At 65.1% G+C, this 26,096-nt stretch carries 7 protein-coding genes (1 of these 7 cut by a window edge); 6 read left to right on the forward strand and 1 reads right to left on the reverse strand.

Annotated elements, in window-relative coordinates:
- The 3 genes from NUH87_RS01600 to NUH87_RS01610 form a co-directional block, all read left to right on the forward strand.
- Positions 1-15,663, forward strand: partial view of a non-ribosomal peptide synthase/polyketide synthase gene (locus NUH87_RS01600; protein ID WP_338524413.1) — the 3' portion only. 15,300 nt of this gene lie to the left of the window's left edge; the window shows 15,663 of its 30,963 coding nt (coding positions 15,301-30,963); the start codon falls outside the window, past its left edge; the stop codon is at positions 15,661-15,663.
- A gap of 64 nt (positions 15,664-15,727) precedes the next feature.
- Positions 15,728-16,885 (forward strand): macrolide transporter subunit MacA, encoded by a 1,158-nt coding sequence (gene macA / locus NUH87_RS01605; protein ID WP_338524414.1) that lies wholly within the window; start codon positions 15,728-15,730, stop codon positions 16,883-16,885.
- A gap of 2 nt (positions 16,886-16,887) precedes the next feature.
- Positions 16,888-18,849, forward strand: a complete 1,962-nt coding sequence (locus NUH87_RS01610) for a MacB family efflux pump subunit (protein ID WP_338524415.1) — start codon at positions 16,888-16,890, stop codon at positions 18,847-18,849.
- A gap of 59 nt (positions 18,850-18,908) precedes the next feature.
- On the opposite strand, the gene NUH87_RS01615 is transcribed toward NUH87_RS01610, so the two are convergent.
- Positions 18,909-20,243: a diaminobutyrate--2-oxoglutarate transaminase family protein gene (locus NUH87_RS01615; protein ID WP_338524416.1), complete on the reverse strand. Its 1,335-nt coding sequence runs from the start codon at positions 20,241-20,243 to the stop codon at positions 18,909-18,911.
- A gap of 275 nt (positions 20,244-20,518) precedes the next feature.
- Between NUH87_RS01615 and NUH87_RS01620 the strand changes: the two genes are divergently transcribed.
- Genes NUH87_RS01620 through NUH87_RS01630 form a run of 3 tightly spaced genes read left to right on the forward strand, consistent with a single transcriptional unit; the run spans position 20,519 to position 26,078 of the window.
- Positions 20,519-21,949 (forward strand): efflux transporter outer membrane subunit, encoded by a 1,431-nt coding sequence (locus tag NUH87_RS01620; RefSeq protein ID WP_338524417.1) that lies wholly within the window; start codon positions 20,519-20,521, stop codon positions 21,947-21,949.
- Positions 21,946-23,049 (forward strand): efflux RND transporter periplasmic adaptor subunit, encoded by a 1,104-nt coding sequence (locus NUH87_RS01625; protein ID WP_338524418.1) that lies wholly within the window; start codon positions 21,946-21,948, stop codon positions 23,047-23,049. The genes NUH87_RS01620 and NUH87_RS01625 overlap by 4 nt, the downstream gene beginning before the upstream one ends.
- Positions 23,046-26,078, forward strand: a complete 3,033-nt coding sequence (locus NUH87_RS01630) for an efflux RND transporter permease subunit (RefSeq protein ID WP_338524419.1) — start codon at positions 23,046-23,048, stop codon at positions 26,076-26,078. Before NUH87_RS01625 ends, NUH87_RS01630 begins: the two co-directional genes overlap by 4 nt.
- Positions 26,079-26,096 lie beyond the last annotated feature (18 nt).

Here is a 26,096-nt window from a genome sequence, read left to right on the forward strand (position 1 = left end):
CCGAGCGCGTTCCGCCAGTTGCTCAACGCCCAGGGCGAGAGTGATCTGCGGCATTCCCTGCGCCAGGTGATTTTCGGTGGCGAAGCCCTGGAGACCGGGATTCTCAAGCCGTGGTACGCCCGGGTGGCCAACGCCGGCACCCAACTGGTGAACATGTACGGCATTACGGAAACCACGGTGCATGTGACCTACTGCCCATTGGTGGCGGCGGATGCGCTGCGGGCGGGCGTCAGCCCTATCGGTGTACGCATTCCCGACTTGCAGTTGTATGTACTCGACAGCCGCCGCGAGCCGGTACCGGTGGGCGTGGTCGGCGAGCTGTATGTCGGCGGTGCCGGGGTTGCACGGGGCTATCTGAACCGTGCCGAACTGACCGCCGAGCGTTTCCTGCCGAACCCGTTCAGCAAGGATCCCCAGGCGCGGTTGTACAAGACCGGCGACCTGGGTCGCTGGTTGGCCGATGGCAGCCTCGATTACCTGGGCCGCAACGACGACCAGGTGAAGATCCGCGGCTTCCGTATCGAACTGGGTGAGATCGAAGCGGCGCTGGCGGCTTGCGAAGGTGTCCGCGAAGCAGTGGTGCTGGCCCGCGAGGACGAGCCGGGTGATAAGCGCCTGGTGGCCTATGTGATCGCCGCGCCGGGCCGGGAAGTGGTGGCCGCCGAGCTGCGTGCCCAGCTGTTGCTGTCCCTGGCCGACTACATGGTGCCGAGTGCCTTCGTGGCCCTGGAAGCCTTCCCGCTGACCACCAACGGCAAGCTGAATCGCAAGGCGCTGCCGGCGCCGGATGCGCAGGCCCTGGTGCGGCGTGACTACGCGGCACCCGAAGGTGTGGTGGAAATCGCCATCGCGCAGATCTGGGAGTCCTTGCTGCAACTGCCGCAGGTGGGTCGCCATGACCACTTCTTCGAACTGGGCGGGCATTCGTTGCTGGCGGTGAAGTTGATCGAGCGCATGCGCCAGGTCGGCCTGGCTGCCGATGTGCGGGTGCTGTTCAGCCAGCCGACCCTGGCGGCCTTGGCCGCGGCGGTGGGCGGGCACCAGGACGTGTGGGTGCCGGACAACCTGATCGTCCCGGGCTGTGAACGTATTACCCCGGACATGCTGCCCCTGGCCGATCTGGACCAGGCGGCCATCGATCGCATCGTGGCCAGCGTGCCGGGCGGTGTGGCCAATGTGCAGGATATCTACGCCCTGGCGCCGTTGCAGGAAGGGATTCTTTATCACCACCTGGCGGCCCATGAGGGTGATCCCTATGTCCTGCAGATGCTGTTCGCCTTCGACAATCGCGAGCGCCTGGGTGGTTTCGCCCAGGCCTTGCAGAGCGTGGTCGAGCGCCATGACATCCTGCGTACCAGCGTGGTCTGGGAGGGACTGGACCAGCCGGTGCAGGTGGTCTGGCGCACTGCGCAACTGGGTCTGGAAGAGGTGACGGTCGATCCGGCTGCGGGTGACGTGCTGGAACACCTGCACGAGCGCTTCGACCCGCGCCATTACCGCCTGGATATCGGCCAGGCGCCGCTGATGCGCATTGCCTACGCGCAGGACATGGCCAACCAGCGCTGGGTCGGGATGTTGTTGTTCCATCACATTGCCCTGGACCACACCGCACTGGAGGTGGTGGTGCAGGAAATGCAGGCCTGCCTGCAAGGACTGGGCGGGCAATTGCCGGCGCCGGTGCCGTATCGCAACCACGTGGCCCAGGCACGCCTGGGGGTCAGCCAGCAGGAACATGAAGGGTTTTTCCGCGAGCTGCTTGGCGATATCGACGAGCCGACGCTGCCTTACGGCATCCAGGACGTGCAGGGTGACGGCAGCGGTGTCGACGAAATCCACCAACTGCTGGACAGCGGCCTGAGCCGGCGGCTGCGCAGCCGTGCGCGGCAACTGGGGGTCAGCGCCGCGAGCCTGGTGCACCTGGCCTGGGCCCAGGTGGTGGGCCGGGTGTCGGGCCGTGAGGAAGTGGTCTTCGGCACCGTGCTGATGGGCCGGATGCAAGGCGGCGAGGGTAGCGACCGGGCCCTGGGCATGTTTATCAATACCTTGCCACTGCGCCTGAGCGTCGGTGCCCAGGGCGCACTGGCCGGGGTCAAGGCGACCCATGGGCGGCTGTCGGCCCTGCTCGGGCACGAGCATGCCTCGTTGTCCCTGGCCCAGCGTTGCAGTGGTGTAGCGAGTTCGTTGCCGCTGTTCAGCAGCTTGCTGAACTATCGCCATAGCACCGGCGGTGTAGCCTCGTCCGAAACGTTGTCGGCCTGGCAGGGCATCCAGACCCTGAGCATGGAGGAGCGGACCAACTATCCGTTGTGCCTGAACGTCGATGACCTGGGCGACGACTTTATGCTCAACATCCAGGCCGTGGGGCAGATCGGTGCCAAGCGGGTTGGCGGTTATATGCAGGCTGCCCTGGCGAGCCTGGTGGACGCATTGGAACACCGGCCGCAGGCCGCGCTGAACAGCCTGTCGATCCTGCCGGACGATGAACGCGAGCAGTTGCTCGAAGGCTGGAACCAGTCAGGCAAGGCCTATGCCGCCGATGCATTGATCCATCAGCAATTCGAAGCCCGTGCCGCCGAGCGGCCGGAGGCCGTGGCGCTGGTGTATCAGGATGAAAGCCTGAGCTACGGCGAACTCAACGCCCGTGCCAATCAGGTTGCCCATCGCCTGCTGGCCCTGGGTGTGCGCCCGGACGATCGGGTGGCGATCTGCGTCGAGCGCGGCCCGGCGATGATCATTGGCCTGCTGGGCATTCTCAAGTCCGGCGCCGGTTATGTGCCGCTGGACCCGGCCTATCCCCGCGAGCGTCTGGCCTACACCCTCGGCGACAGCGCCCCGGTGGCGTTGCTCAGCCAGCACTCGGTGCAGGAAGCCTTGCCGACGGTGCAGGTGCCCGTCATCAATCTCGACGGTGCGGATCTGCAGGACGAATCCGTCCAGAATCCGCAGGTGCCGGGGCTGACGGCCGCGCATCTGGCCTATGTCATCTACACCTCTGGTTCCACCGGCCTGCCCAAAGGCGTGATGGTCGAGCATCGCAACGTTGCGCGGCTGTTCTCGGCTACCGAAGAATGGTTCGGCTTCAATGAGCAGGATGTCTGGGCGCTGTTCCACTCGTTCGCCTTCGACTTCTCGGTCTGGGAAATCTGGGGGGCGCTGCTGCACGGCGGGCGTCTGCTGATCGTGCCGCAACTGGTCAGCCGATCCCCCGAGCACTGCTACAAACTGTTGTGCAGCGCCGGGGTGACGGTGCTCAACCAGACCCCGAGCGCGTTCCGTCAACTGATCGAGGCCCAGGGCGAGAATGGGCAGCCACATTCGTTGCGCCAGGTGATTTTCGGCGGTGAAGCGCTGGACACCGTGATGCTCAAGCCCTGGTACACCCGGGAACTGAATAGCGGCACGCAACTGGTGAACATGTACGGCATCACCGAAACCACGGTGCATGTGACCTATTACCCGTTGCAGGCCGAAGACGCCCAACGCCTGGGCGCCAGCCCAATCGGCAAGCGTATTCCCGACTTGCAACTCTATGTGCTCGACGCCCGCCGCGAACCGGTACCGGTCGGCGTGGCCGGCGAGCTGTATGTCGGTGGTGCCGGGGTTGCCCGGGGCTACTTGAACCGTGCCGAACTGAGTGCCGAGCGTTTCCTCGACAACCCGTTCAGCGCCGAGGCGAACGCCCGCATGTATCGCACCGGTGACCTTGGCCGCTGGCTGGCCGACGGCAGCCTGGAGTACCTCGGTCGTAACGACGAACAAGTGAAGATTCGTGGTTTCCGTATCGAACTGGGTGAAATCGAAGCCCGCCTGGCCGCTTACCCAGGGGTCAAGGAAAGTGTGGTCCTTGCACGGGAAGACAACCCGGGTGAAAAACGCCTGGTGGCTTATGTCATTGCGCAGCAACCGGAAACCGTGCTGGAGATCGAAAGCCTGCGTGGCCATCTGCAAGGCGCACTGCCGGAGTACATGGTGCCAGCGGCTTACGTGCAGCTCGGTGCCTTGCCGCTGACGCCGAACGGCAAGCTCGACCGCAAGGCTCTGCCGGCGCCGGACCTCGACGCGGTCATCAGCCGTGACTACGAAGCACCCGAAGGCGAGATCGAGATTGCCCTGGCCCTGGTCTGGCAAGAATTGCTGGGCCTGTCCCGGGTCGGTCGACACGACCAGTTCTTCGAGCTGGGTGGTCACTCGTTACTGGCGATGCGCTTGATTTCGCAAATCCGCCAGCAACTGGGAGTCGAGGTGGGCCTGGCGTCGTTGTTTGCCCATCCCCAACTGACGGCGGTGGCCCAGGTGATCGCCCAGGCCGGGCGCAGCACCCTGCCGAAGATCCTGCCGGTGGCGCGGGATCAGGCCTGGCCGTTGTCCTTCGCCCAGCAGCGCCTGTGGTTCCTCGCGCAGATGGAAGGCGCCAGCGCGGCCTACCATATGCCCGCCGGCCTCAGCCTGCGTGGCACCCTCGACCGCGTGGCCCTGCAACGGGCGCTGGAGCGCATCGTTGCGCGTCACGAAGGCTTGCGCACGACCTTTGCCCTCGGTGATGACGAACAACCCTCGCAGCGGATTGCGGCGGCGGATGCCGGCTTCAGCCTGCAACTGCACGATTTGCAGGGGCTGACGGCGGCGGAGGAGAAGCTCCAGGTACTGGCCAGCGAGGAGGCCGTGCAAGCGTTCGACCTGGAACAGGGACCGTTGATTCGTGGCCGTCTGATCCGTATGGCCGAGGACCACCATGTCCTGCTGGTGACCATGCACCACATCGTCTCCGATGGTTGGTCGATGACCGTGCTGACCCGTGAACTGGCTGCGCTGTACGCTGCGTTCAGCCAGGGTCAGGACGATCCGCTGGCACCTTTGGCATTGCAGTACCTGGACTACGCCGTGTGGCAGCGTCGCTGGCTCAGTGGCGAGCTGTTGCAACAGCAATGCAGCTACTGGCAGGAGACCCTGGCGGAGGCGCCGGCACTGTTGATGCTGCCTACCGACCGGGTCCGTCCGGCGCAGCAGGATTATGCCGGCGCCACGCTGCCTGTGATCTTCGACGAGCACCTGACCCGTGGCCTCAAGGCCCTCGGTCAGCGTCACGGCACCACTTTGTATATGACCGTCATGACCGCTTGGGCGGCACTGTTGGGTCGCCTGGCCGGGCAGGACGACGTGGTGATCGGTTCGCCGGTGGCCAACCGTACACGCAGTGAAGTCGAGGGGCTGATCGGCCTGTTCGTCAATACCCTGGCGATCCGTATCGACCTCAGCGAGCAGCCGACGGCCCAGACCCTGTTAGCGCGAGTCAAGGCTGGCACCCTGGGCGCCCAGGCGCATCAGGACCTGCCGTTCGAACAAGTGGTGGAAGTGGTCAAACCGGTGCGCAGCCTGTCCCACAGCCCGGTCTTCCAGGCGATGCTGACCTGGCAGGACATGGGCGGCGGAGACTTCGCCCTCGGCGATCTGCAACTCGAAGGCCTGGGCGCGAGCCATACCCTGGCCAAGTTCGATCTCTCGCTGGACCTGGGCGAGGCCCAAGGCCGTCTGCTCGGTTCGCTGGAATACGCCACGGCATTGTTCGACGAAAGCACCATGGTTCGTTACCTGGGTTACTTCCAGCGCCTGCTGGAAGCCATGGTTGCCGACGACCGTCAGGTGCTGGAACAGGTGCCGTTGCTCGACGCCGCCGAGCGCGAGCACCTGCTGGTGGGCCTCAACGCGACCGAAGTGCCTTATCCGCAGGACAGCACCATTCATCAATTGTTCGAGGAGCAGGTCCGCGCGCAACCCGAGGCCATCGCGGTGGCCTTCCAGGCTCAGCGCCTGAGTTATGCCGAACTGAACCGCCAGGCCAACCGCCTGGCCCATTACCTGATCGGCCTGGGCATCGGCCCGGACGATCGGGTGGCGATCTGCGTCGAACGTGGCGTGGAGATGATGGTCGGCCTGCTCGGCGTGCTCAAGGCCGGTGCCGCTTATGTGCCGCTGGACCCGGCCTATCCGGCCGAGCGTCTGGCCTACATGATCGAGGACAGCAAGCCGTCGGCGTTGCTGACCCAGCGTGCATTGCAGGGCCGTTTGCCGGTGCTTGAGCTGCCGCTGGTGTTGCTTGACGACGATCAGCGTCAGGGCCTCAGCGAGCGTGACGACAACCCGCAACCAGCGAACCTCGGTGCGCGCAACCTGGCCTATGTGATCTACACCTCCGGTTCCACCGGTAATCCAAAAGGGGTGATGATCGAACACCGTGGCCTGGTCAACTACAGCGTCGACGCCGCACGCCTGTTCGGCTTGACCCCGGCGGACACCGTGCTGCAACAGAACACCCTGAACTTCGACCTGTCGGTGGAGGAAATTTTCCCGGCGCTGCTGGCCGGTGCCACCCTGGCGCCGAGCCAGGAGATCTTCGGCAGCGAGGGCTCTCAGGATCACGGCATTCGCCCGACCTTCCTGCATATGACCGCTGCTCACTGGCACACCCTGGCCGCCGAATGGCACAGCCAGCCACAGGTCGCCGTGCAACGTCTGGCCGATGTGCGCCTGATCAACGTCACCGGTGATGCGCTGTCGGCGCAGAAGCTCAAGCTCTGGGATGAAGTACGTCCCGCGCATACGCGCTTGATCAACACCTATGGTCCGACCGAGGCGACGGTGTCTTGCACCGCTGCTTATGTCACCCATGATGCCGTGGCCGGCAGCGAGGGCAGCGGCAACGCGACCATCGGCAAGCCGATGGCCAACACCCGGATCTACCTGCTCGACGCTCACCAACAGCCGGTGCCGTACGGTGTGGCCGGGGAGATCTTCATCGGCGGCGACGGCGTGGCACGGGGTTACCTGAACCTCGAGCAGGTCAACGCCGAGCGCTTCCTTGTCGATCCGTTCAGCGACAAGCCCGATGCGCGCATGTACAAGACCGGCGACCTGGCGCGCTATATGGCCGATGGTCGTATCGAGTACCTGGGCCGCAATGACTTCCAGGTCAAGGTCCGTGGTTTCCGTATCGAACTGGGGGAAATCGAGTCGCGCCTCGGCAGTTGCGCCGGGGTCAAGGAGGCGGTGGTCATCGCCCGGGAAGATCGTCCGGGGGAAAAACGCCTGGTGGCCTATGTGGTCGCCCAGCCTGAAGCGAGCCTGGATGCCGCCGGTTTGCGCGCCGAACTGGCACCGCAACTGGCCGAATACATGCTGCCAAGTGCCTTCGTGATGCTCGACGCGCTGCCGTTGACACCGAACCGCAAGCTCGACCGCAAGGCCTTGCCGGCCCCGGCGGACGATGCCTTTGCCAGTCGCGAGCATGTCGCTCCGCAAGGCGCCACCGAGACGGCCCTGGCACAAATCTGGCAAAGCCTGCTGAACCTGGAACAGGTGGGGCGTCACGACCACTTCTTCGACCTCGGTGGGCACTCGCTGCTGGCCATGCGCTTGATTTCCCAGGTGCGTCATCGCCTGGGCGTCGAGCTGAGCCTGGCGGATATCTTCGCCCAGCCGGAGTTGGCGGCATTGGCCCAGGTGCTGGCGCAAGCCGCCGGCAGCCGCCAGCCACCGATCGTGCCGGTGTCCCGTGACCAGGCCTTGCCATTGTCGTTTGCCCAGCAGCGCCTGTGGTTCCTGGCGCAACTGGACGGCGGCAGCTCGGCCTATCACATTCCAGCCGGGCTGCGTTTGCGCGGTGCCCTGGATCGTATTGCCCTCAAGCGGGCGCTGGATCGTATCGTCGCGCGTCACGAGTCGCTGCGGACCACCTTTGTGCAACTGCAGGGGCATGATGCGGAACAACGTATCGCCCCGGCCGATATCGGCTTCAACCTGCAATTGCATGTGCTGGCCGGACAGGCGGAGGCGGAAGAGGAACTGCTGTCCATCGCCGCCGAAGAGGCTCGCGAGAGTTTCGACCTGATCCGTGGACCGCTGGTGCGTGGGCGTCTGGTGCGCATGGCCGAAGACGACCATGTGTTGCTGGTGACCCTGCACCACATCATCTCCGATGGCTGGTCCGCTGGAGTACTGACCCGCGAACTGGGTGTGCTCTACGAGGCCTTCCGCCAGGGCGCGGAAGATCCGTTGCCGGCCTTGCCGGTGCAGTACGCCGACTATGCGGTGTGGCAGCGCAACTGGCTGAGCGGCGAGGTGTTGCAACAGCAAGGGCACTATTGGCAACAGGCCCTGACCGGTGCACCGGTCCTGCTGGCCTTGCCGAGCGACCGGCCACGTCCGGCACAGCAGGACTACAGCGGGCATCTGTTGGGCCTGGCCCTCGACGCCGAGCTGACCCATGGCCTCAAGGCGCTGAGCCAGCGCCAGGGCACCACCTTGTTCATGACGGTCATGGCCGCCTGGGCCGCGGTGCTGAGCCGGCTGTCCGGCCAGGATGACGTGGTGATCGGTACACCGGCGGCCAACCGCCTGCGCGCCGAGGTGGAGGACCTGATCGGGTTCTTCGTCAATACCCTGGCGGTGCGCGTCGACGTTTCGGCAACGCTGAGCGTCGAAACCCTGCTGCAACAGGTCAAGCATCAGACCCTGGCCGCCCAGGCCAACCAGGACTTGCCGTTCGAGCAGGTGGTCGAGGTGGTTCGTCCGCAGCGCAGCCTGTCCCATAGCCCGATTTTCCAGGCGATGTTGTCCTGGCAGAACACCGAGGACGTCGATCTGGCGCTCGGTGATATGACCCTGCAAGGCGTCGCGGTGACCAGTCGCACGGCCAAATTCGACGTGCTGCTGGACATGACCGAGGTGGGTGACCGTCTGCTCGGTACTCTGGAATACGCCACGGCGTTGTTCGACGAGTCGACCATGCAGCGTTACCTGGGTTACCTGGAAGCCATGTTACGTGGGATGGCGGCCGATGAGCGGGCGCTGATCGCGGAAATTCCATTGCTGGACGAGGAACAGCGTGGGCAGTTGCTGGAGGGTTTCAATGCCACCGCCGTCGACTATCCGCAGGATCTGACCTTGCATGGCCTGTTCGAGGCACGGGTTGCCGCTTGTGGTGACGCGGTAGCCGTCGTCGACGAGCAAGGCAGCCTGACTTATGACGCACTCAACCGTCAGGCCAACCGCATCGCCCATCGCCTGATCGGCCTGGGCATCGGTCCGGATGATCGGGTAGCGATCTGTGTCGACCGTAGCCTGGAAATGGTGGCGGGGCTGTTGGGGATTCTCAAGGCTGGCGCGGCTTATGTGCCGCTGGACCCGGATTATCCAATTGATCGCCTGACTTACATGCTGGAGAACTGCGCTCCGGCGGTGGTTCTCACTCAGGAAGCTTTGCGTGCGGTGCTTCCAGCAAGCAACGTACCGGTGCTGTTGCTTGATCCTGAGCATGCCGAGCGTGAAGGTTTCCTCGCACAACCAGATAGCAATCCGCTGCGGGCCGAGGTGCGTCCCGAGCATCTGGCTTACGTGATCTACACCTCGGGTTCGACCGGCCAACCGAAAGGCGTGATGAACGAACACCGTGGCGTGGTCAACCGCCTGCTGTGGATGCAGGACGAATACGGTCTGGAGGCTTCGGACAGCGTGTTGCAGAAGACCCCGTTCAGCTTCGACGTCTCGGTCTGGGAGTTCTTCTGGCCGCTGTTCAACGGCGCCCGGCTGGTGATGGCGCGTCCGGGTGGTCATCGTGATCCGGGCTACCTGCGTGAAGTGATTCGTGAGCAGAACATCACCACCTTGCACTTCGTGCCGTCGATGCTGGACCTGTTCCTGGCCCATGGCGAGGCCGGGGAGAGTGGCTTGCTGCGGGTAATGTGCAGCGGTGAAGCCTTGCCAGGGCATCTGGTACGACGCTTCAAGCAGCAGTTGCCGGAGGTTGGCTTGTTCAACCTGTATGGTCCGACCGAAGCAGCCGTCGACGTTACGGCTTGGGATTGTGCCGGTCCTCTGGACGAAACGCCGGACAACACGCCGATCGGCAAGCCGGTGGCGAATACAAAGATCTACCTGCTGGATGCCAGCCGTCAGCCAGTGCCACTGGGTGTGGCAGGCGAGCTGTATATCGGCGGCGTGCAGGTGGCCCGCGGTTACCTGAACCGCCCGGAACTGAGCGCCGAGCGTTTTCTCGACGACCCATTCAATACGGTGCAAGGCGGGCGCATGTATCGCACCGGCGACCTGGCTCGCTACCTGCCGGACGGCACGGTGGAATACCTGGGGCGTAACGACGACCAGGTGAAGATCCGTGGTTTCCGTATCGAACTGGGTGAAATCGAAGCCCGCCTGGCCGCTTACCCTGGGGTCAAGGAAAGCGTGGTGCTGGCACGGGAAGACAACCCCGGCGAAAAACGCCTGGTGGCTTATGTCACGGCGCAGCAGCCTGAAACGCTGCTGGAGATCGAAAGCCTGCGCGGTCATCTGCAAGGCGCATTGCCGGAATACATGGTCCCGGCGGCCTACGTACAGCTTGATGCTCTGCCACTCACGCCTAACGGCAAACTGGACCGCAAGGCGCTGCCGGCACCGGATGGGGCGGCACTGATCAGCCGTGAATACGAAGCCCCACAAGGCGAAACCGAAAGCGTGCTGGCACAACTGTGGGCCGAGCTGCTCAAGGTCGAGCGTGTAGGGCGGCATGACAACTTCTTCGAACTTGGCGGTCACTCGCTATTGGCCGTGACGCTGATCGAACGGATGCGCCAGGTCGGCCTGAGCGCCGATGTGCGGGTGCTGTTCGGCCAACCGAGCTTGTCGGCGCTGGCGGCGGCAGTGGGCGGCAGCACGGAAATCGTGGTACCGGCCAACCTGATCGCTGAAGGCTGTACGCATATCACCCCGGACCTGCTGCCATTGGTCAACCTGACCCAGGCGCAGATCGACCGGGTGGTGGCAGCAGTGCCGGGCGGGGCGGCGAATATTCAGGACATCTACCCGCTGGCACCGTTGCAGGAGGGTATTCTTTATCACCACCTGGCGGCGGAGCAGGGCGACCCCTATGTGCAACAGGCGTTGTTCTACCTGGAAGACCGCGCACGGCTGCTGGCCTTTGTCGACGCCTTCGAGGGCGTGATCGGCCGCCACGATATCCTGCGCACCGCCGTGCTGTGGGAAGGCCTGGACGAGCCACTGCAAGTGGTGCTGCGCCGGGCACCGATGGTGCTGGAGGAAATGACCTTTGCGCCTGAGGCCGGTGATATCGCCAGCCAACTGCGTGGGCATTTCGATCCGCTGCACTACCGGCTCGATGTGCGTCAGGCACCGTTGCTGGGCCTGGCCTGCGCCTACGACGCCGCTCAGCAGCGCTGGGCCGCCTTGCTCCTGTTCCATCACATGGCGCTCGACCACACCGCGCTGGACGTGGTGCGCCACGAGATGCAGGCCTATCTGCTGGGGCAGCAGGCGCAACTGGGGGCGGCGGTGCCGTATCGCAACTACGTGGCCCAGGCCCGCCTGGGTGTCAGTCAGGCGGCTCACGAAAGCTTCTTCCGCGACATGCTCGGCGATGTCGACGAGTCGACCCTGCCGTTCGGCCTGGCCGATGTGCAGGGTGACGGCAGCGCCATCGACCAGGCCCGCCTGGTGGTCGAGGACACCCTGAGCCTGCGCTTGCGCCAGTCTGCACGGCAGCTCGGCGTCAGCGTCGCCAGCCTGCATCACCTGGCCTGGGCGCAGGTGGTCGGTGCGCTCAGCGGTCGCGAGGATGTGGTGTTCGGCACCGTGCTGATGGGACGGATGCAGGGCGGCGAGGGCGCGGATCGGGCGTTGGGAATGTTCATCAACACCTTGCCGCTGCGCATCGAGGTCGGTGCCCAGGGTGCCCGGGCCGGTGTCCGGGCGACCCATGCCCGCCTCAGCGCCTTGCTCGGCCACGAACACGCTTCCCTGGCCCTGGCCCAGCGTTGCAGTGGCGTCGCCGCTCCGGCACCGCTGTTCAGCGCCTTGCTCAACTACCGGCACAGCGGCGGGCAGCTCGACAGCCAAGCCGTAACGGCGTGGAGCGGGATCGAGAGCCTGGGGGGCGATGAGTGGACCAACTACCCGCTGTCCCTGAGTATCGATGACCTCGGCGAAGCCTTTGTGCTGACCGCGCAAGTGGTGGCTGAAATCGGTGCCCAACGCATCTGCGGCTACATGCATGCGGCGCTGGACAGCCTGGTGGAAGCGCTGGAGCGCACGCCGGAAATGCCGTTGCACGATCTGTCGATCCTGCCGCTGGCGGAACGTCGGCAGCTGTTGCTCGACTTCAACCGGACCGAACGCGCCTATCCCCACGGCCAGCTGATTCACCAGCTGTTCGAGGCCCATGCGGCGGCACGGCCACAGGCAATCGCGGCCCGTCAGGGCGAGTTGACCGTGAGCTACGGCGAACTCGATACCCGCGCCAATGCCTTGGCCCACCGCCTGCGTGAGCAGGGCGTGGTGCCGGGTACCCGGGTGGCGATCCTGCTGGATCGTTCGATTGACTTGCTGGCGAGCCTGTTGGCGACGCTCAAATGCGGCGCCGCTTACCTGGCGCTGGATCGCCTGGCCCCCGAGGAGCGCGTGCGCTTCATGCTCGAGGACAGCAAAGCAACGGTGCTGCTGACCCGCAGCGACCTGTCAGCCCCCGAAGGCACGCCACGCTTGAACCTGGATACCCTGGAACCCGCGGCGCTGGCGGTAAACCAGGCGCCACCGGCACTTGAGGACAACACGGCGGGAGACACACCAGCCTGCATCATCTACACCTCCGGTTCCACCGGTCAGCCCAAGGGCGTGATCGTCAGCCACAACGGTCTCGCACGCCTGGTCCAGGACAATGGCTACTACGATTTCTCCCCCGAGGATCGCGTGGCCTTCTCCTCCAACCCGGCGTTCGATGCCAGCAGTCCGGAAATCTGGGGGGCTTTGCTCAATGGCGGGCAGTCGGTGATTGTCGAGCATCAGGTGCTGCTTGAGCCCCAGGCCTTCGCCGAGTTGCTGGGGCGCAACGAGGTGACGGTGCTGATCATCTCCACCGCGTTGTTCAACTTGTATGCAGGGTTGATTCCGGCGGCCCTGGCGCGCTTGCGCATGGTGATGTGCGGCGGTGAGCGGGCTGATCCGGCGTCGTTCCGACGGGTGCGTGAGCATTCGTCAGCAGTGCGCCTGTTCAACGGCTACGGGCCGACCGAGGCCACCACCTGCGCCAGCCGGTACGAGGTGTTCGACGTGCTGCCGGGTACCCTCGGCCTGCCGATCGGCCAGCCCAACGCCAACGTGCGCATCTATGTGCTCAACGCCCGGCGCGAACCGGTGCCGGTGGGCGTGGTCGGCGAGATGTATATCGGCGGTGCCGGGGTGGCGCTGGGTTACCTGAACCGGCCGGAACTGACCGCCGAACGCTTCAGCGACGACCCGTTCAGCGAACATCTCGGCGGCCGGCTCTATCGCACCGGTGACCTGGCGCGCTGGCTGCCGGACGGCAACCTCGAGTACCTGGCGCGCAACGATGGCCAGGTGAAGATCCGTGGCTTCCGCGTGGAGCTGGGGGAAATCGAAACCTGCCTGCATCACTGTGCCGGGGTACGCAACGCCGTGGTGGTGGCGCGCGAGGACAGTCCGGGCGACAAGTACCTGGTGGCTTATTACACCGTGCAGCCTGATGGCGAAGTACCGGAGTCCGAAGCCCTGCGGGCGCAACTGGCCGCCGACCTGCCGGAATATATGGTCCCGGGTATCTGCATGCGCCTGGATGCCTTGCCCCTGACGCTCAACGGCAAGGTCGATGTACGGGCACTGCCGGCACCGGAAGCGGAGCAGTTCGCCACCCACGCCTTCGAGGCGCCGCACGGCGATCTGGAGCATCGTCTGGCGCAGGTCTGGGCCGAGGTGCTCGATTTGGAGCGGGTCGGTCGGTACGACAACTTCTTCGCCCTGGGCGGTCATTCGCTGCTGGCAGTGCGGTTGGTCAGCCAACTGACGCTGGCTGGATTGCCGGTGTCGCTGGCCGAGTTGTTCCAGCACACCAGTGTCGCCGCGTTGGCGGCGCTGCTGGAGAGCCGCACGGCCGAGGTCCGCCCGGACGAGCAACTGGTGCCGGTGCGCACCACGGGGAGCCAGCGTCCGTTGTTCCTGGTCCACGAGTTCACCGGCCTGGACCTGTACTTCCCGACCCTGGGTCAGCATATCGACAGCGATATTCCGGTCTACGGCCTGCCTGGCGTGGCCCTCGGGCAGACGCAGTTGCAGACCATGGAGTGCCTGGCGACCCGCCTGCTGAACCTGATGCGCACGGTCCAGCCGCAAGGGCCTTATCGCCTGGCCGGCTGGTCGTTCGGCGGGGTGCTGGCCTATGAGATCGCCATCCAGTTGGTCGGTCTGGACGAGGAAGTGGAGTTCGTCGGCCTGATCGACACCTATCTGCCACGGCTGGTGGATCAGGGCCGGGCCCGCTGGAATCCGGACAGCGCGCACAAACAGCATCTGCTGGAGCACTGCGAGCGGTTCTGGACTGGCCACGCCGAGGGTGCGAATCCCCTGGCACTGCTTGAAGGGCTGCGTGCAGAACTCCACTCCTTCGACTTCGAGGGCCTGCTGCAAGGCTGCCGCGAACAGGGTGTGATGCCTCCGGAGCTCGATGTCTCCGGGACCCTCGATCTTTGGCAGTACCTGGATCGCGAAGTCGCCCACGGTCACGCCCAGGCTCATTACACGGTGTACGCCAACAGCGTGCCGGTGCATCTGTTCACCGCCAGCGAGCGGGCCCATGACGCACTGGCCCACAGCGGCTACCTGGGTTGGGACGAGGTTCTGCCGCTGAGCCAGTTGCACAGCATCAAGGTGCCGGGTGATCACCGGAGCCTGATGCAGGCGCCGCATATCGAAGGTCTTGGGCTGGCGATCAACACGGCGTTGGCCGGTCTGGCCGGTCGTCCCTTGCCGACCCGCGTTGCCCACCAGCCGTTGCTGACGATCCAGGGCGGACGCGGCGATCACACGCCGGTGTTCTGTGTGCCGGGGGCCGGCGACAGTGTCACGGGCTTTATCGGCCTGACCGATGCGTTCGGTCCGCACTGGCCGATCCATGGCCTGCAACCGCGCGGGTTGGATGGTCGTACGGTGCCGTACAGCCTGGTGGAAACGGCCGCCGAGGCCTATCTGCAGGCAATCGACAGTGTTCATCCCGAAGGGCCGGTGCATCTGCTCGGTCACTCCTTCGGCGGCTGGGTGGTCTTCGAAATGGCCCAGCGCCTGACGGCGCGGGGTCGCGAAGTGGCTTCGCTGACCTTGATCGACAGCGAGTCGCCGGGGGGCAACGGCGTGGTGGGTAAACCTTATACGGCGATGGGCGTGCTGGAGCGCCTGATCGAGACCATGCAACTGGCTGCCGGCAAGTCGATGGAGGTCGACCAGGCCGCCTTCGCGGCGCAGGACGACGCCGGCCAGCTGCGCTTGCTGCATGCCGGGATGGTGCGGGCCGGGTTGTTGCCGCAGCGTTCGGCAGCGGACTCGATGCGTGGGCCGGCGCGGGCCTTCGGTACGGCCTTGCGTACCCGTTATCAACCGTCGTCGATCTACACCGGGCCGGTTCGCCTGGTGTTGGCCGACGACCCGGTGCTGGACGCGGCGGGCAACCAGCGCGAGCAGCAGTCGATGGTCGCCGGCTGGCGCCGTTGTGCACCGGATCTCAGCGTCTGGCGTGGGCCGGGCAACCATTTCACCATCCTCAAGGCGCCCCATGTGCAGCATCTGGCGAGTTGGTGGCGATCCCATCAATAACGCGGTTTCTTCAAGCCCGGCGGTGGGTCCGTCGGGTCAACCCTCAACACATTCGTGGCTTTCTATGAAAAAGTTGAAGTTTCGCAAAGTGGTCATAGTGGTGGTGCTGCTGGTCCTGGCGGCGATCATTTTCTACAGCATGCAGGCGCCGGCAAAGCCGCCGGAGTACCTGACCGCCAAGGTCGAACGCGCGGATATCGAGAATTCCGTGCTGGCCAGTGGGGTCCTGCAAGGTATCAAGCAGGTCGATGTCGGTGCGCAGGTTTCGGGCCAGCTCAAGTCGCTGAAGGTCAAGCTGGGCGACAAGGTCAAACAGGGCCAGTGGCTGGCGGAAATCGATCCGGTGGTGCTGCAGAACGCCCTGCGCCAGGCGCAGGTCAACGAAGAGAACCTGATCGCGCAGAAACAGGCGGCCGCCTCGCAACTCAAGGACGCCAAGGCCACCTACGAGCGCTACAAGCTGCTGCGGCTGGATGACGCGATTTCCAAGCAGGACTTCGAGACCGCGCAATCGAACTTCGAGGTCAAGGGTGCCAACCTGCTGTCGCTGGAGGCGCAGGTCAGGGACGCGCGGATCCAGGTCGAGACTGCCCGGATCAACCTGGGCTATACCCGCATCGTCGCGCCCATCAGCGGTGACGTGGTGGGCATCGTGACCCAGGAAGGCCAGACCGTGATCGCCAGCCAACTGACGCCGGTCATTCTCAAGCTCGCCGACCTGGACACCATGACCATCAAGGCCCAGGTCTCCGAGGCCGACGTGATTCATATCGTCCCGGGCCAGGAAGTGTATTTCACCATCCTCGGTGACGCCGACAAACGTTATTACGCCAAGCTGCGCGGCACTGAACCGGCGCCGCAGAACTTCCTGGATGCCCAGGCCACCAGCGCCAGCAAGCAGAACACCGCAGTGTTCTACAACGCCCTGTTCGATGTGCCGAACCCGGATCACCGCCTGCGTATTTCCATGACCGCCCAAGTGCATATCGTCCGTGACCAGGCCAAGACCGTGTTGACGGTGCCGGTCGCGGCCCTGGGTGACAAGAACCAGGACGGTACGTTCCCGGTACGGGTGGTGGATGATCAGGGCCAGGCACAGATCCGCAATGTGCAGACCGGTATCAACAACAATGTGCGGGTCGAGATCAAGAGCGGCCTGGCCGAGGGTGACAAGGTGGTGATCGGCGAGCCGTCGGCGACGCCTGCGGTAGCGGGAGCCTGACCATGAGCCGACCCCTGCTGGAACTCAAGGGCATTACCCGGCGTTTCGTCGCCGGCGAGAAGGACTTCATCGCGCTCAATGACATCAACCTGACCATCAATGCCGGCGAGCTGGTAGCGATTACCGGCGCCTCGGGCTCGGGCAAGTCGACCCTGATGAACGTGCTGGGTTGCCTGGACCACGCCAACAGCGGCAGCTACAAGGTCGACGGGCGTGAAACCAGCACCCTGAGCGACGATGAACTGGCGGAGTTGCGCCGCGATCACTTCGGCTTCATTTTTCAGCGCTATCACCTGTTGCCGCACCTGGGGGCGACCCACAACGTCGAGATGCCGGCGGTCTATGCCGGCACCGGCGAAAGCAAGCGCTACAGTCGTGCCCAGGAGCTGCTGGCGCGCCTGGGCCTGGCGGGGCACCTGGGCCATCGGCCCAGCCAACTGTCGGGCGGCCAGCAGCAACGGGTCAGTATTGCCCGGGCGCTGATGAACGGCGGCGAAATCATCCTCGCCGACGAACCCACCGGAGCCCTGGACAGCGTCAGCGGCAAGGAGGTGATGAAGATCCTGCTGGAGCTCAACAGCGCCGGGCACACGGTGATCCTGGTCACCCACGATGACAAGGTGGCGGCCCATGCCGAGCGCATCATCCAGATGCGTGACGGCGAGATCGTCAGCGACCGGGTCAATGCCAATCGCCCGGAGGTCAACGAAAAAGCGGCCCAGCGCCTGCCGTCCAAGCCGAAACAGGGCAATCGCCTGATGGCGGGCCTGGCGCTGTTCCAGGAAGCTTTCGTGATGGCCTGGGTGGCGCTGATCTCGCACCGCATGCGCACCTTGCTGACCATGCTCGGGATCATTATCGGTATCACTTCGGTGGTGTCGATCGTGGCCATTGGCGAAGGGGCCAAGCGTTATGTGCTCAAGGACATCCAGGCCATCGGCAGCAACACCATCGAGATCTTCCCCGGCAGCGACTTTGGCGACAACAAATCGGGGGCCATCGAGACCCTGGCACTGTCCGATGTCGCGGCCTTGAGCGGCTTGTACTACATCGACAGTGCTTCGCCGAACATCGGGCGCAACCTGTTGGTGCGCTACCGCAATCTCGATGTGACGGCGACGGTCAGTGGGGTCAGCCCGAGTTACTTCCAGGTGCGCGGCACCAAGATGGGCTCGGGGGTGTCGTTCACCAAGGACGACGCCAGGCGCCAGGCGCAGGTGGTGGTGATCGACTACAACACCCGCATCCGCCTGTTCGGCCCGACGGTGGACCCGCTGGGCCAGGTGATCCTGGTGGATAACCTGCCGTGTACGGTGATCGGCGTGACCGAGGACAAGAAGAACATCTTCAATACCAGCAAGAACCTGAATATCTGGATGCCCTACGAAACCGCCGCCGGCCGCGTGCTGGGCCAGCGCTTCCTGGACAGCATCACGGTGCGGATCAAGGACGGCCAGCCGAGCAAGGTGGTCGAGGACAACGTCAGCAAACTGTTGGAAAAGCGCCACGGGACCAAGGACTTCTTCACCTACAACCTCGACAGCGTGATGCAGACGGTGCAGAAGACCAGTCAGTCGCTGGCCTTGCTGTTGTCCTTGATCGCGGTGATCTCGCTGGCGGTGGGGGGCATCGGGGTGATGAATATCATGCTGGTATCGGTGACCGAGCGGACCCGGGAGATCGGCATTCGCATGGCCGTCGGTGCGCGTCAGTCGGATATCCGCCAGCAGTTCCTGGTGGAGGCGGTGATGGTCTGCCTGATCGGCGGGGTCATCGGCATTACCCTGTCGTTCGGTATCGGCTATGTGTTCTCACTGCTGGTCAAGGAATGGCAGATGGTGTTCTCGATGAGCTCGATTGTCACCGCGTTCATCTGCTCGACGCTGATCGGTATCGTGTTCGGCTTCGTGCCGGCGCGCAATGCCGCCCGGCTCGATCCGATCGAGGCGCTGGCGCGGGATTGAAACGGGATTGAAAAAAGGGCCCGTCGCTTGCGCGACGGGCCCTTTTTGATTTGCCAGACTCAGCCCACTGCGCTGACGCTGGAAACCCGTGCCGCGCTGCTGCGCTTGAGGGCCTCTTCGAAGCGATCGAGGACCATGCCGACTTCCGACTCGGTAATGTTCAGCGGTGGCAGGAAACGCAAGACCGCACTATGACGCCCGCCGGTCTCGATCATCATGCCGTTGTCGAAGCATTCCAGCTTGATCGCCCGCGCCCGCGCGCCATCCCCCAGCCCCGGACGCGAGCCGCTGCCCGGTTTGACGATTTCCACCCCGAGCATCAGGCCGCGCCCGCGGACATCGCCGATGAACGGGAAGTGCCGGGCGATATCCTCCAGCCCGCTTTGCAACTGCTCACCACGGCGCGCAGCCTGGGCCGCCAGGTCGTGCTCCTTGATGTAGCGCATGGTCGCCGCCCCGGCGACCATGGCCACCTGGTTGCCGCGGAAGGTTCCGGCATGCATGCCCGGGCCCCAGGTATCCAGGTGCTCGGCATAGACGATCACCGACATCGGGTAGCCACCGCCGATGGCCTTGGACAACACCAGGATATCCGGCGTGATCCCGGCATGTTCGATGGCGAACAGGCTGCCGGTACGCCCCAGTCCGGTCTGCACTTCGTCGATGATCAGCAGGATTTCCTGCTCCCGGGTGATCTCGCGCAGGGCCCGGAGCCATTCGGCCGAGGCCGGGATGCAGCCGCCTTCGCCCTGGACCACCTCGACCACCACCGCTGCCGGCTTGGGTACACCGCTTTCAGGGTCACCGAGCACGGTACGGATATAGTCGATGGAGAGCCGATCGGTGTGCTCGCCATCGGTGCCGAATGGGCAGCGAAAGCGGTAGGGGAACGGCAGGAAGTGGGTGCCCTGGGTCATCAGGCCGACCTTGGGGTTGAGGTTGCCCATGGCCGACAACGCCCCGGCGGTCATGCCATGGTAACCGCCATGGAAAGCCATCAGCGGCGAGCACCGGGTGTAATGGCGGGCCAGCTTGATCGCCGCTTCGATGGCGTCCGAGCCGCTGGGACCGCAGAACAGGATCTTGCTGTGGTCACGCAGGCCGGCCGGCAGCGTGGTGAACAGTTCCTGGACGAACGCGTGCTTGGCCGGTGTGGCCAGGTCCAGCGCCTGCTGCAGGTGATCGCTGGCGAGGAATTCGATCACCGCATCACGCACCACCGGTGGATTGTGACCCAATGCCAGGGTGCCGGCATTCGACAGGCAGTCGAGGTATTCCTGACCGTTGGCATCCTTGACCCGCATGCCCTTGCCGCTGACGAACAGGCGCTGGAATGTCGCCGCGTAAGTGCGCGCGTTCGACTCCAATTGCTTGAGATTACTTAACTCTTCCATAGTCGATCACTCATTGGCACAGGTGCGGATTCATTGGCTGCTCATTCCGAGCTGGGCCCGATTCTGGAAGAGCCCCGCGGCGACCGCCACTTTATCGCGCCCGGGATGTCCCCGTTTTCCACGCCAGACAGGCCGCCGCTGCTGGGGTTAAATGCGTGCCACGAAAGGACTTTATGACGCGGGAGCAGGCCTCTGTTGCTGCCGCGTCCCCCTGCGGTACCCCGTGTCTTCCCATTTTCCAGGGCCCCGGTGTTCAGGGTGCCTCAGAGAGCGTTATGCCTATCGCCAAACCCGTTGCCCACCTCCTGCTGCCGATGCTGTTCGCGACGCTGCTGGGCGGGTGCACGCTGGGACCGGACTACCGTTTGCCGGCAGTGGCAGTGCCCGGCCAGTGGTATGGGCCGCTGCCCCATGGCGCCTCGGTGGTGGGCTTGAACGATTGGTGGCAGCAGTTCAACGACCCGGCGCTAGCGACCCTGCTGCGCCTGGCCGAGGCGGACAGCCCGTCCCTGGACCAGGCGCTGGCGCGTATCGCCCAGGCCCGGGCGACCCTGGACGGCAGCGTTGCCGACGCGCGGCCGCAATTCAACGGCGGGCTGACCAAGGCGCGGGCCGGCGTCAGCCAGCGCGGGTTGGGCAAGACCGGCACCACCTCCGGAGCCACCCTCGACGCCGCCTGGGAGCTGGATCTGTTCGGCAAGCTGCGGCGCAATGACGAAGCCTCGCGCAATCAGCTGGAGGCGCGGGTCGATGACTGGCATGACGCCCGGGTGTCCCTGGCCGCCGAGGTTGGCGATGACTTCGTGCAATACCGCGGTTGCCAGATGCTGGTGAACGCTTATCGCGACCAGGCGCAATCCCAGGACCAGACCGCACGCCTGACCCGCCTGTCTTTCCAGGCCGGTTTCACTTCCTCCGCCGACGCCGCGCTGACCGATGCCAGCGCCGCCGCCAGCAGCGCGACCCTGATCAATCAGCAAAGTGCCTGCGATGTGCTGCTAAAGAGCCTGGTGGCCCTGACCGGCAGTCGTGAGGAACAACTGCGCGAGGTGCTTGGCCATACCCCGGCGCGCCTGCCGGAGCCGGCGCTGCTGGACGTACGGGAAATTCCCACCGACCTGGTGCGCCAGCGTCCGGACCTGGCCTCCAGCGAGCGCGAGCTGGCCGCGGCGAATGCGCGGATCGGCGCCGCCCAGGCCGATCGCCTGCCCAGCCTGGGCCTGGTCGGCTCCTTTGCAGTGGGCAACACCTCGGGGGCCTACAGCCGGACCTGGAGCCTTGGCCCGCAGTTGAGCGTGCCGTTGTTCGATGGCGGCAAGCGGCGGGCCGCGGTGGACTCGGCCCGGGCCGGCTATGACGCGGCCCTGGCGACGTATCGGCAGACCCTGCGCACGGCGGTGATGGAGGTCGAGCAGTCGCTGGTGCGCCTGGACGCGGCACGACGCTCGGAAGCCGATGCGCAGCGCGCCACCGCGGGTTACCAGGAGTATTTCCAGGCCATCGACCGTAACTGGCACGCCGGCAACGCGAGTCTGCTGGATCGCGAGCTGGCCCGCCGCTCGGCGTTGTCGGCGCAGATCGAACTGATCACCTTGCAGCAGAATCAGGTGCGCTACTGGATCGCGCTGTACAAGGCCCTGGGCGGTGGCTGGCGGGACAGTCGCGACGGGCTGGCCGCTGCAGCGTCGACACGAGGTGGAGCATGAAACCGGCGCTGGGCTACGGGTTGCTGGCGGTTGCCGCGCTGACAGTCTCTGGGTGGTTGCTCTTCGGGCGCGCCGCGCCGGCACCGGCGGCTGCGCCCGTGCCGGCCACCAGCCTGAGTGTCGAAGCGGTTCAGCCACGCCGCGAAGACTGGCCGCAGGTGCTGGTCGCCAGCGGCGCGCTGGCGCCCTGGCAGGAAGCGGTGATCAGTGCCGAAACCGGCAGTTTGCGTATCGCCAGCCTGAACGCCGATATCGGCGACCGGGTGAAGAAGGGCCAGATACTGGCCACCCTGGCCGATGCCAGCGTGCTGGCCGAAGAGAACAAGCAGAAGGCCGCGGTGGCCCAGGCCCGTGCGCAATTGCAGGAAGCTCGTTCCAACGCGCGGCGTGCGGCATTGGTCGGGCAGAGCGGGGCCTTGTCGGAGCAGCAGCTGGAGGAGTATCGGGTCAAGGTACAGACCGCCGAGGCCAACCTGGCCGCGACGAACGCCGACCTGCGCAGCACCCGCATCAAGCTCACGCAGACCCGCATTGTCGCGGTGGACGATGGGCTCATCTCCGCACGCAAGGCCTTGCTCGGGGATGTGGTGGCGGCCGGCACCGAACTGTTCAGGATGATCCGCGCCGACCGTATCGAATGGCAGGCGGAGCTGGATGCGCGGCAACTGCCACGGGTGCGGGTCGGTCAGTCCGCCCGGCTGGAGCTGCCGGGTGGGGCGCAGGTCGAAGGGAGGGTGCGACTGGTCTCGCCGGTGCTCGACAGCAAGACCAGCCGGGCGCTGGTCTATGTGTCCTTGCCCGCCGGGACCCCGGCGCGGGCGGGCATGTACGCCAGCGGTCGCATCGAACTGGCGCCCAGCACGGCGTTGGCCGTTCCGGACACCGCGGTGGTGCTGCGCGATGGTCGCTCCTACGTGTTCGTGCTCGGCCCGGACCAGCACGTCAGTCAGCAGGGCGTGGAAGTCGGGCGACGACGCGGGGGGGCGGTGGAGATCGTTGGCGGCCTGGCGGAGCAGGCGCAGGTCGTTCGCAGTGGCGGGGCCTTTCTCAGTGACGGGGCCAGCGTGACCCTGGTCCGGGCCGAGGCGGATGCCCGATGAATATTTCCGCGCTGTCGATTCGCTATCCGGTCCCGGCGGTGATGCTGTTCGTGCTGCTGACCCTGTTCGGTGCGTTCGGCCTGGACCGCCTCGGTATCCAGGACTTTCCCGACACCGACCTGCCCACCGTGGTCATCAGTGCCTCGCTGGAGGGAGCGGCGCCCGAGCAGTTGGAAACCGAAGTGGCGCGCAAGCTCGAAGACAAGCTGACGTCGCTGCGCCTGCTGCAACATGTCACCACGCTGATTGCCGACGGCAGCGTGAGCATCAGCGTGACCTTTGCCATCGACAAGGACGGCAACGAGGCCCTCAACGAAGTGCGCAATGCGGTGGACAGCACCAAGGCGGAGTTGCCGGCGAACCTCGATACGCCATCGGTGTCGCGCCTGACCACCAATACCTCGGCGTTGCTGACCTATGTCGTCGAGGCCCCGCGGATGAACGAAGAAGCCTTGTCGTGGTTCGTCGACAACGAATTGAGCAAGCAGCTCCTGGCGGTTCGCGGTGTGTCGAAGATCGTTCGGGTCGGTGGCGTGGACCGGGAGGTCCAGGTCGACCTCGACCCGGCGCTGATGGCCGGCCTGGGCCTGAGTGTGACGGACGTGGCCAGTCGCTTGCGGGCGATGCAGAAGGACAACTCCGGCGGCCAGGGCGACCTGGGCAGTGGCCAGCAGGCGTTGCGCATCCTCGGCGCCATCGACGATCCGGCGGCGCTCGGGGACATCCGGATCCCCATTGGCGAAGGGCGCATGCTGGCCTTGCAGCAGTTGGCCACGGTGCGTGACACCCATGCCGAGCGAAGTACCCGGGCCTATCGCGACGGCAAGCCGCTCATCGGCTTCCAGGTGATCCGCTCCCTGGGCTTTTCCGATGTCGGGGTGACGGCGGATGTGCGCCAGGCGATGAACCGGTTTGCCCGGCAACACGCCGATATCCGGGTCGAAGAGGCGAGCAATACCGTCGCGCCGGTGCTGGACAATTATCGCGGCTCCATGGCGTTGCTGTACGAGGGTATGCTGCTGGCGGTGTTGGTGGTCTGGTGGTTCCTGCGTGATTGGCGGGCCACCCTCGTCGTCGCCACGGCGCTGCCGCTGTCGATCATTCCCACCTTCGGCGTGATGTATTTTGCCGGCTTTACCCTCAACACCATTTCGCTGCTGGCCCTGGCCCTGGTGATCGGCATCCTGGTGGACGACGCCATCGTCGAGGTCGAGAACATCGCGCGGCACCTGCGCATGGGCAAAAGCCCGCGCCAGGCGGCGGTCGAGGCTTCCGGCGAAATCGGCCTGGCGGTGTTGGCCACCACCGTGACCCTGGTGGCGGTGTTCCTGCCCACGGCCTTCATGGGCGGGATTTCCGGCAAGCTGTTTCGGCAATTCGGGGTGACCGCCAGCGCGGCGCTGTTGTTTTCCTTGCTGGTGGCCCGCTTGTTGACGCCGATGATGGCGGCGTACGTGCTCAAGGCCAGGTCGCACCTCGAGCACGACGGCGGCTTGATGACCGGTTACCTGGGCTGGATCCGCACCAGCCTGACCCGACGCCGGACCACCCTGGCTCTGGTCGGCGTGCTGTTGCTCGGCTCCGTGGCGCTGATCCCGCTGTTGCCCACCAGTTTCCTGCCGGCCCAGGACAATGCGCGCAGTACCGTCAGCCTGGAGTTGCCGCCGGGCAGCAGCCTGGCGCAGACCGGCGCGATCGCTCTGCGGGCCGACGCCTACTTGCGTGCGATCCCTGAGGTGGCCCATGTGTTCGCCGTGGTCGGCAGTGGCGATATCGCCGGCGGCGGCAATCGCAAGGCGGTCCTGACCGTCGACCTGTTACCCCGCGGCGAGCGCAGGCTGAAACAGTCCGCGGTCGAGGCCAAGATGCGCGAGGCGTTACACGGCCTGCCCGGGGTGCGGGTGAATGTCGGCGGTGACAGCAGCGGCGAACGCTTGCAGATTGTCCTCGCCAGTGATGATGGCGATTTGCTCGAACGTACCGCCACGGCCCTCGAGCCCCAGTTGCGTCAGCTCAAGGGCATTGGCAACGTGACGTCGAGCACGGCGGTGCAGCGACCGGAAATCCAGATCCGCCCGGATTTTGTCCGGGCGGCCGAGCAAGGTATCAGCAGCCAGGACATTGCTGACACCTTGCGCATGGCCACCTACGGCGAATACTCATCGGCCCTGGGCAAGATCAATCTGTCCCAGCGGCAAGTGGATGTCCGGGTGCGTATGCAACCGCAGGTCCGTACCGATCTGGACAGCATCGCCCAGTTGCGGGTCAAGGGCCGCGACGGGCAGGTCTCGCTGGCTTCCCTGGGAGAGATCGGCATGGGCAGCGGGCCGGCGCAGATCGATCGGCTGGATCGCCTGCGCAATATCACCCTGTCCATCGAACTCAATGGTCGCAACCTGGGCGAGGTGATGGAGGAGGCCAGGCAGTTGCCGGCGATGCAGCACCTGCCGGCGCAAGTGAGGCTGGTGGAGCAGGGCGAGTTGCAGTTGATGAGCGAACTGTTCGGCAATTTCAGCCTGGCCATGGCCGTCGGCGTGTTCTGTATCTACTCGGTGCTGGTGCTGCTGTTTCACGATTTCATGCAACCGCTGACGATTCTCTCGGCCTTGCCCTTGTCCCTGGGGGGGGCCTTGTTGGCGTTGCTGGTCGGTGGGATGAGCTTTTCCATGGCCTCGGTCATCGGTTTGCTGATGCTGATGGGGATCGTGACCAAGAACTCGATCCTGTTGGTGGAGTACGCGATCATGGCCCGCCGAGAGCAGGGCATGAGCCGTTATGACGCCTTGATCGATGCCTGTCACAAGCGTGCCCGGCCGATTCTGATGACCACCATCGCCATGGGCGCGGGTATGCTGCCGACGGCGCTGGGACTGGGCGGTGAGTCGAGTTTTCGCCAGCCGATGGCCGTGGTGGTGATCGGTGGTCTGCTGGCGTCGACCGTGCTGAGCCTGTTGGTGGTGCCGGTGATCTTCACCTATGTCGACGATGGGCTTGAAGGGCTCAAGCGCATTTTTCGCGTACCTCGATAGTCGGCATGGGCCGCTATC

Origin of the sequence: Pseudomonas batumici (assembly GCF_036585405.1) — a bacterium.
Taxonomy (GTDB): Bacteria; Pseudomonadota; Gammaproteobacteria; order Pseudomonadales; family Pseudomonadaceae; genus Aquipseudomonas; species Aquipseudomonas batumici.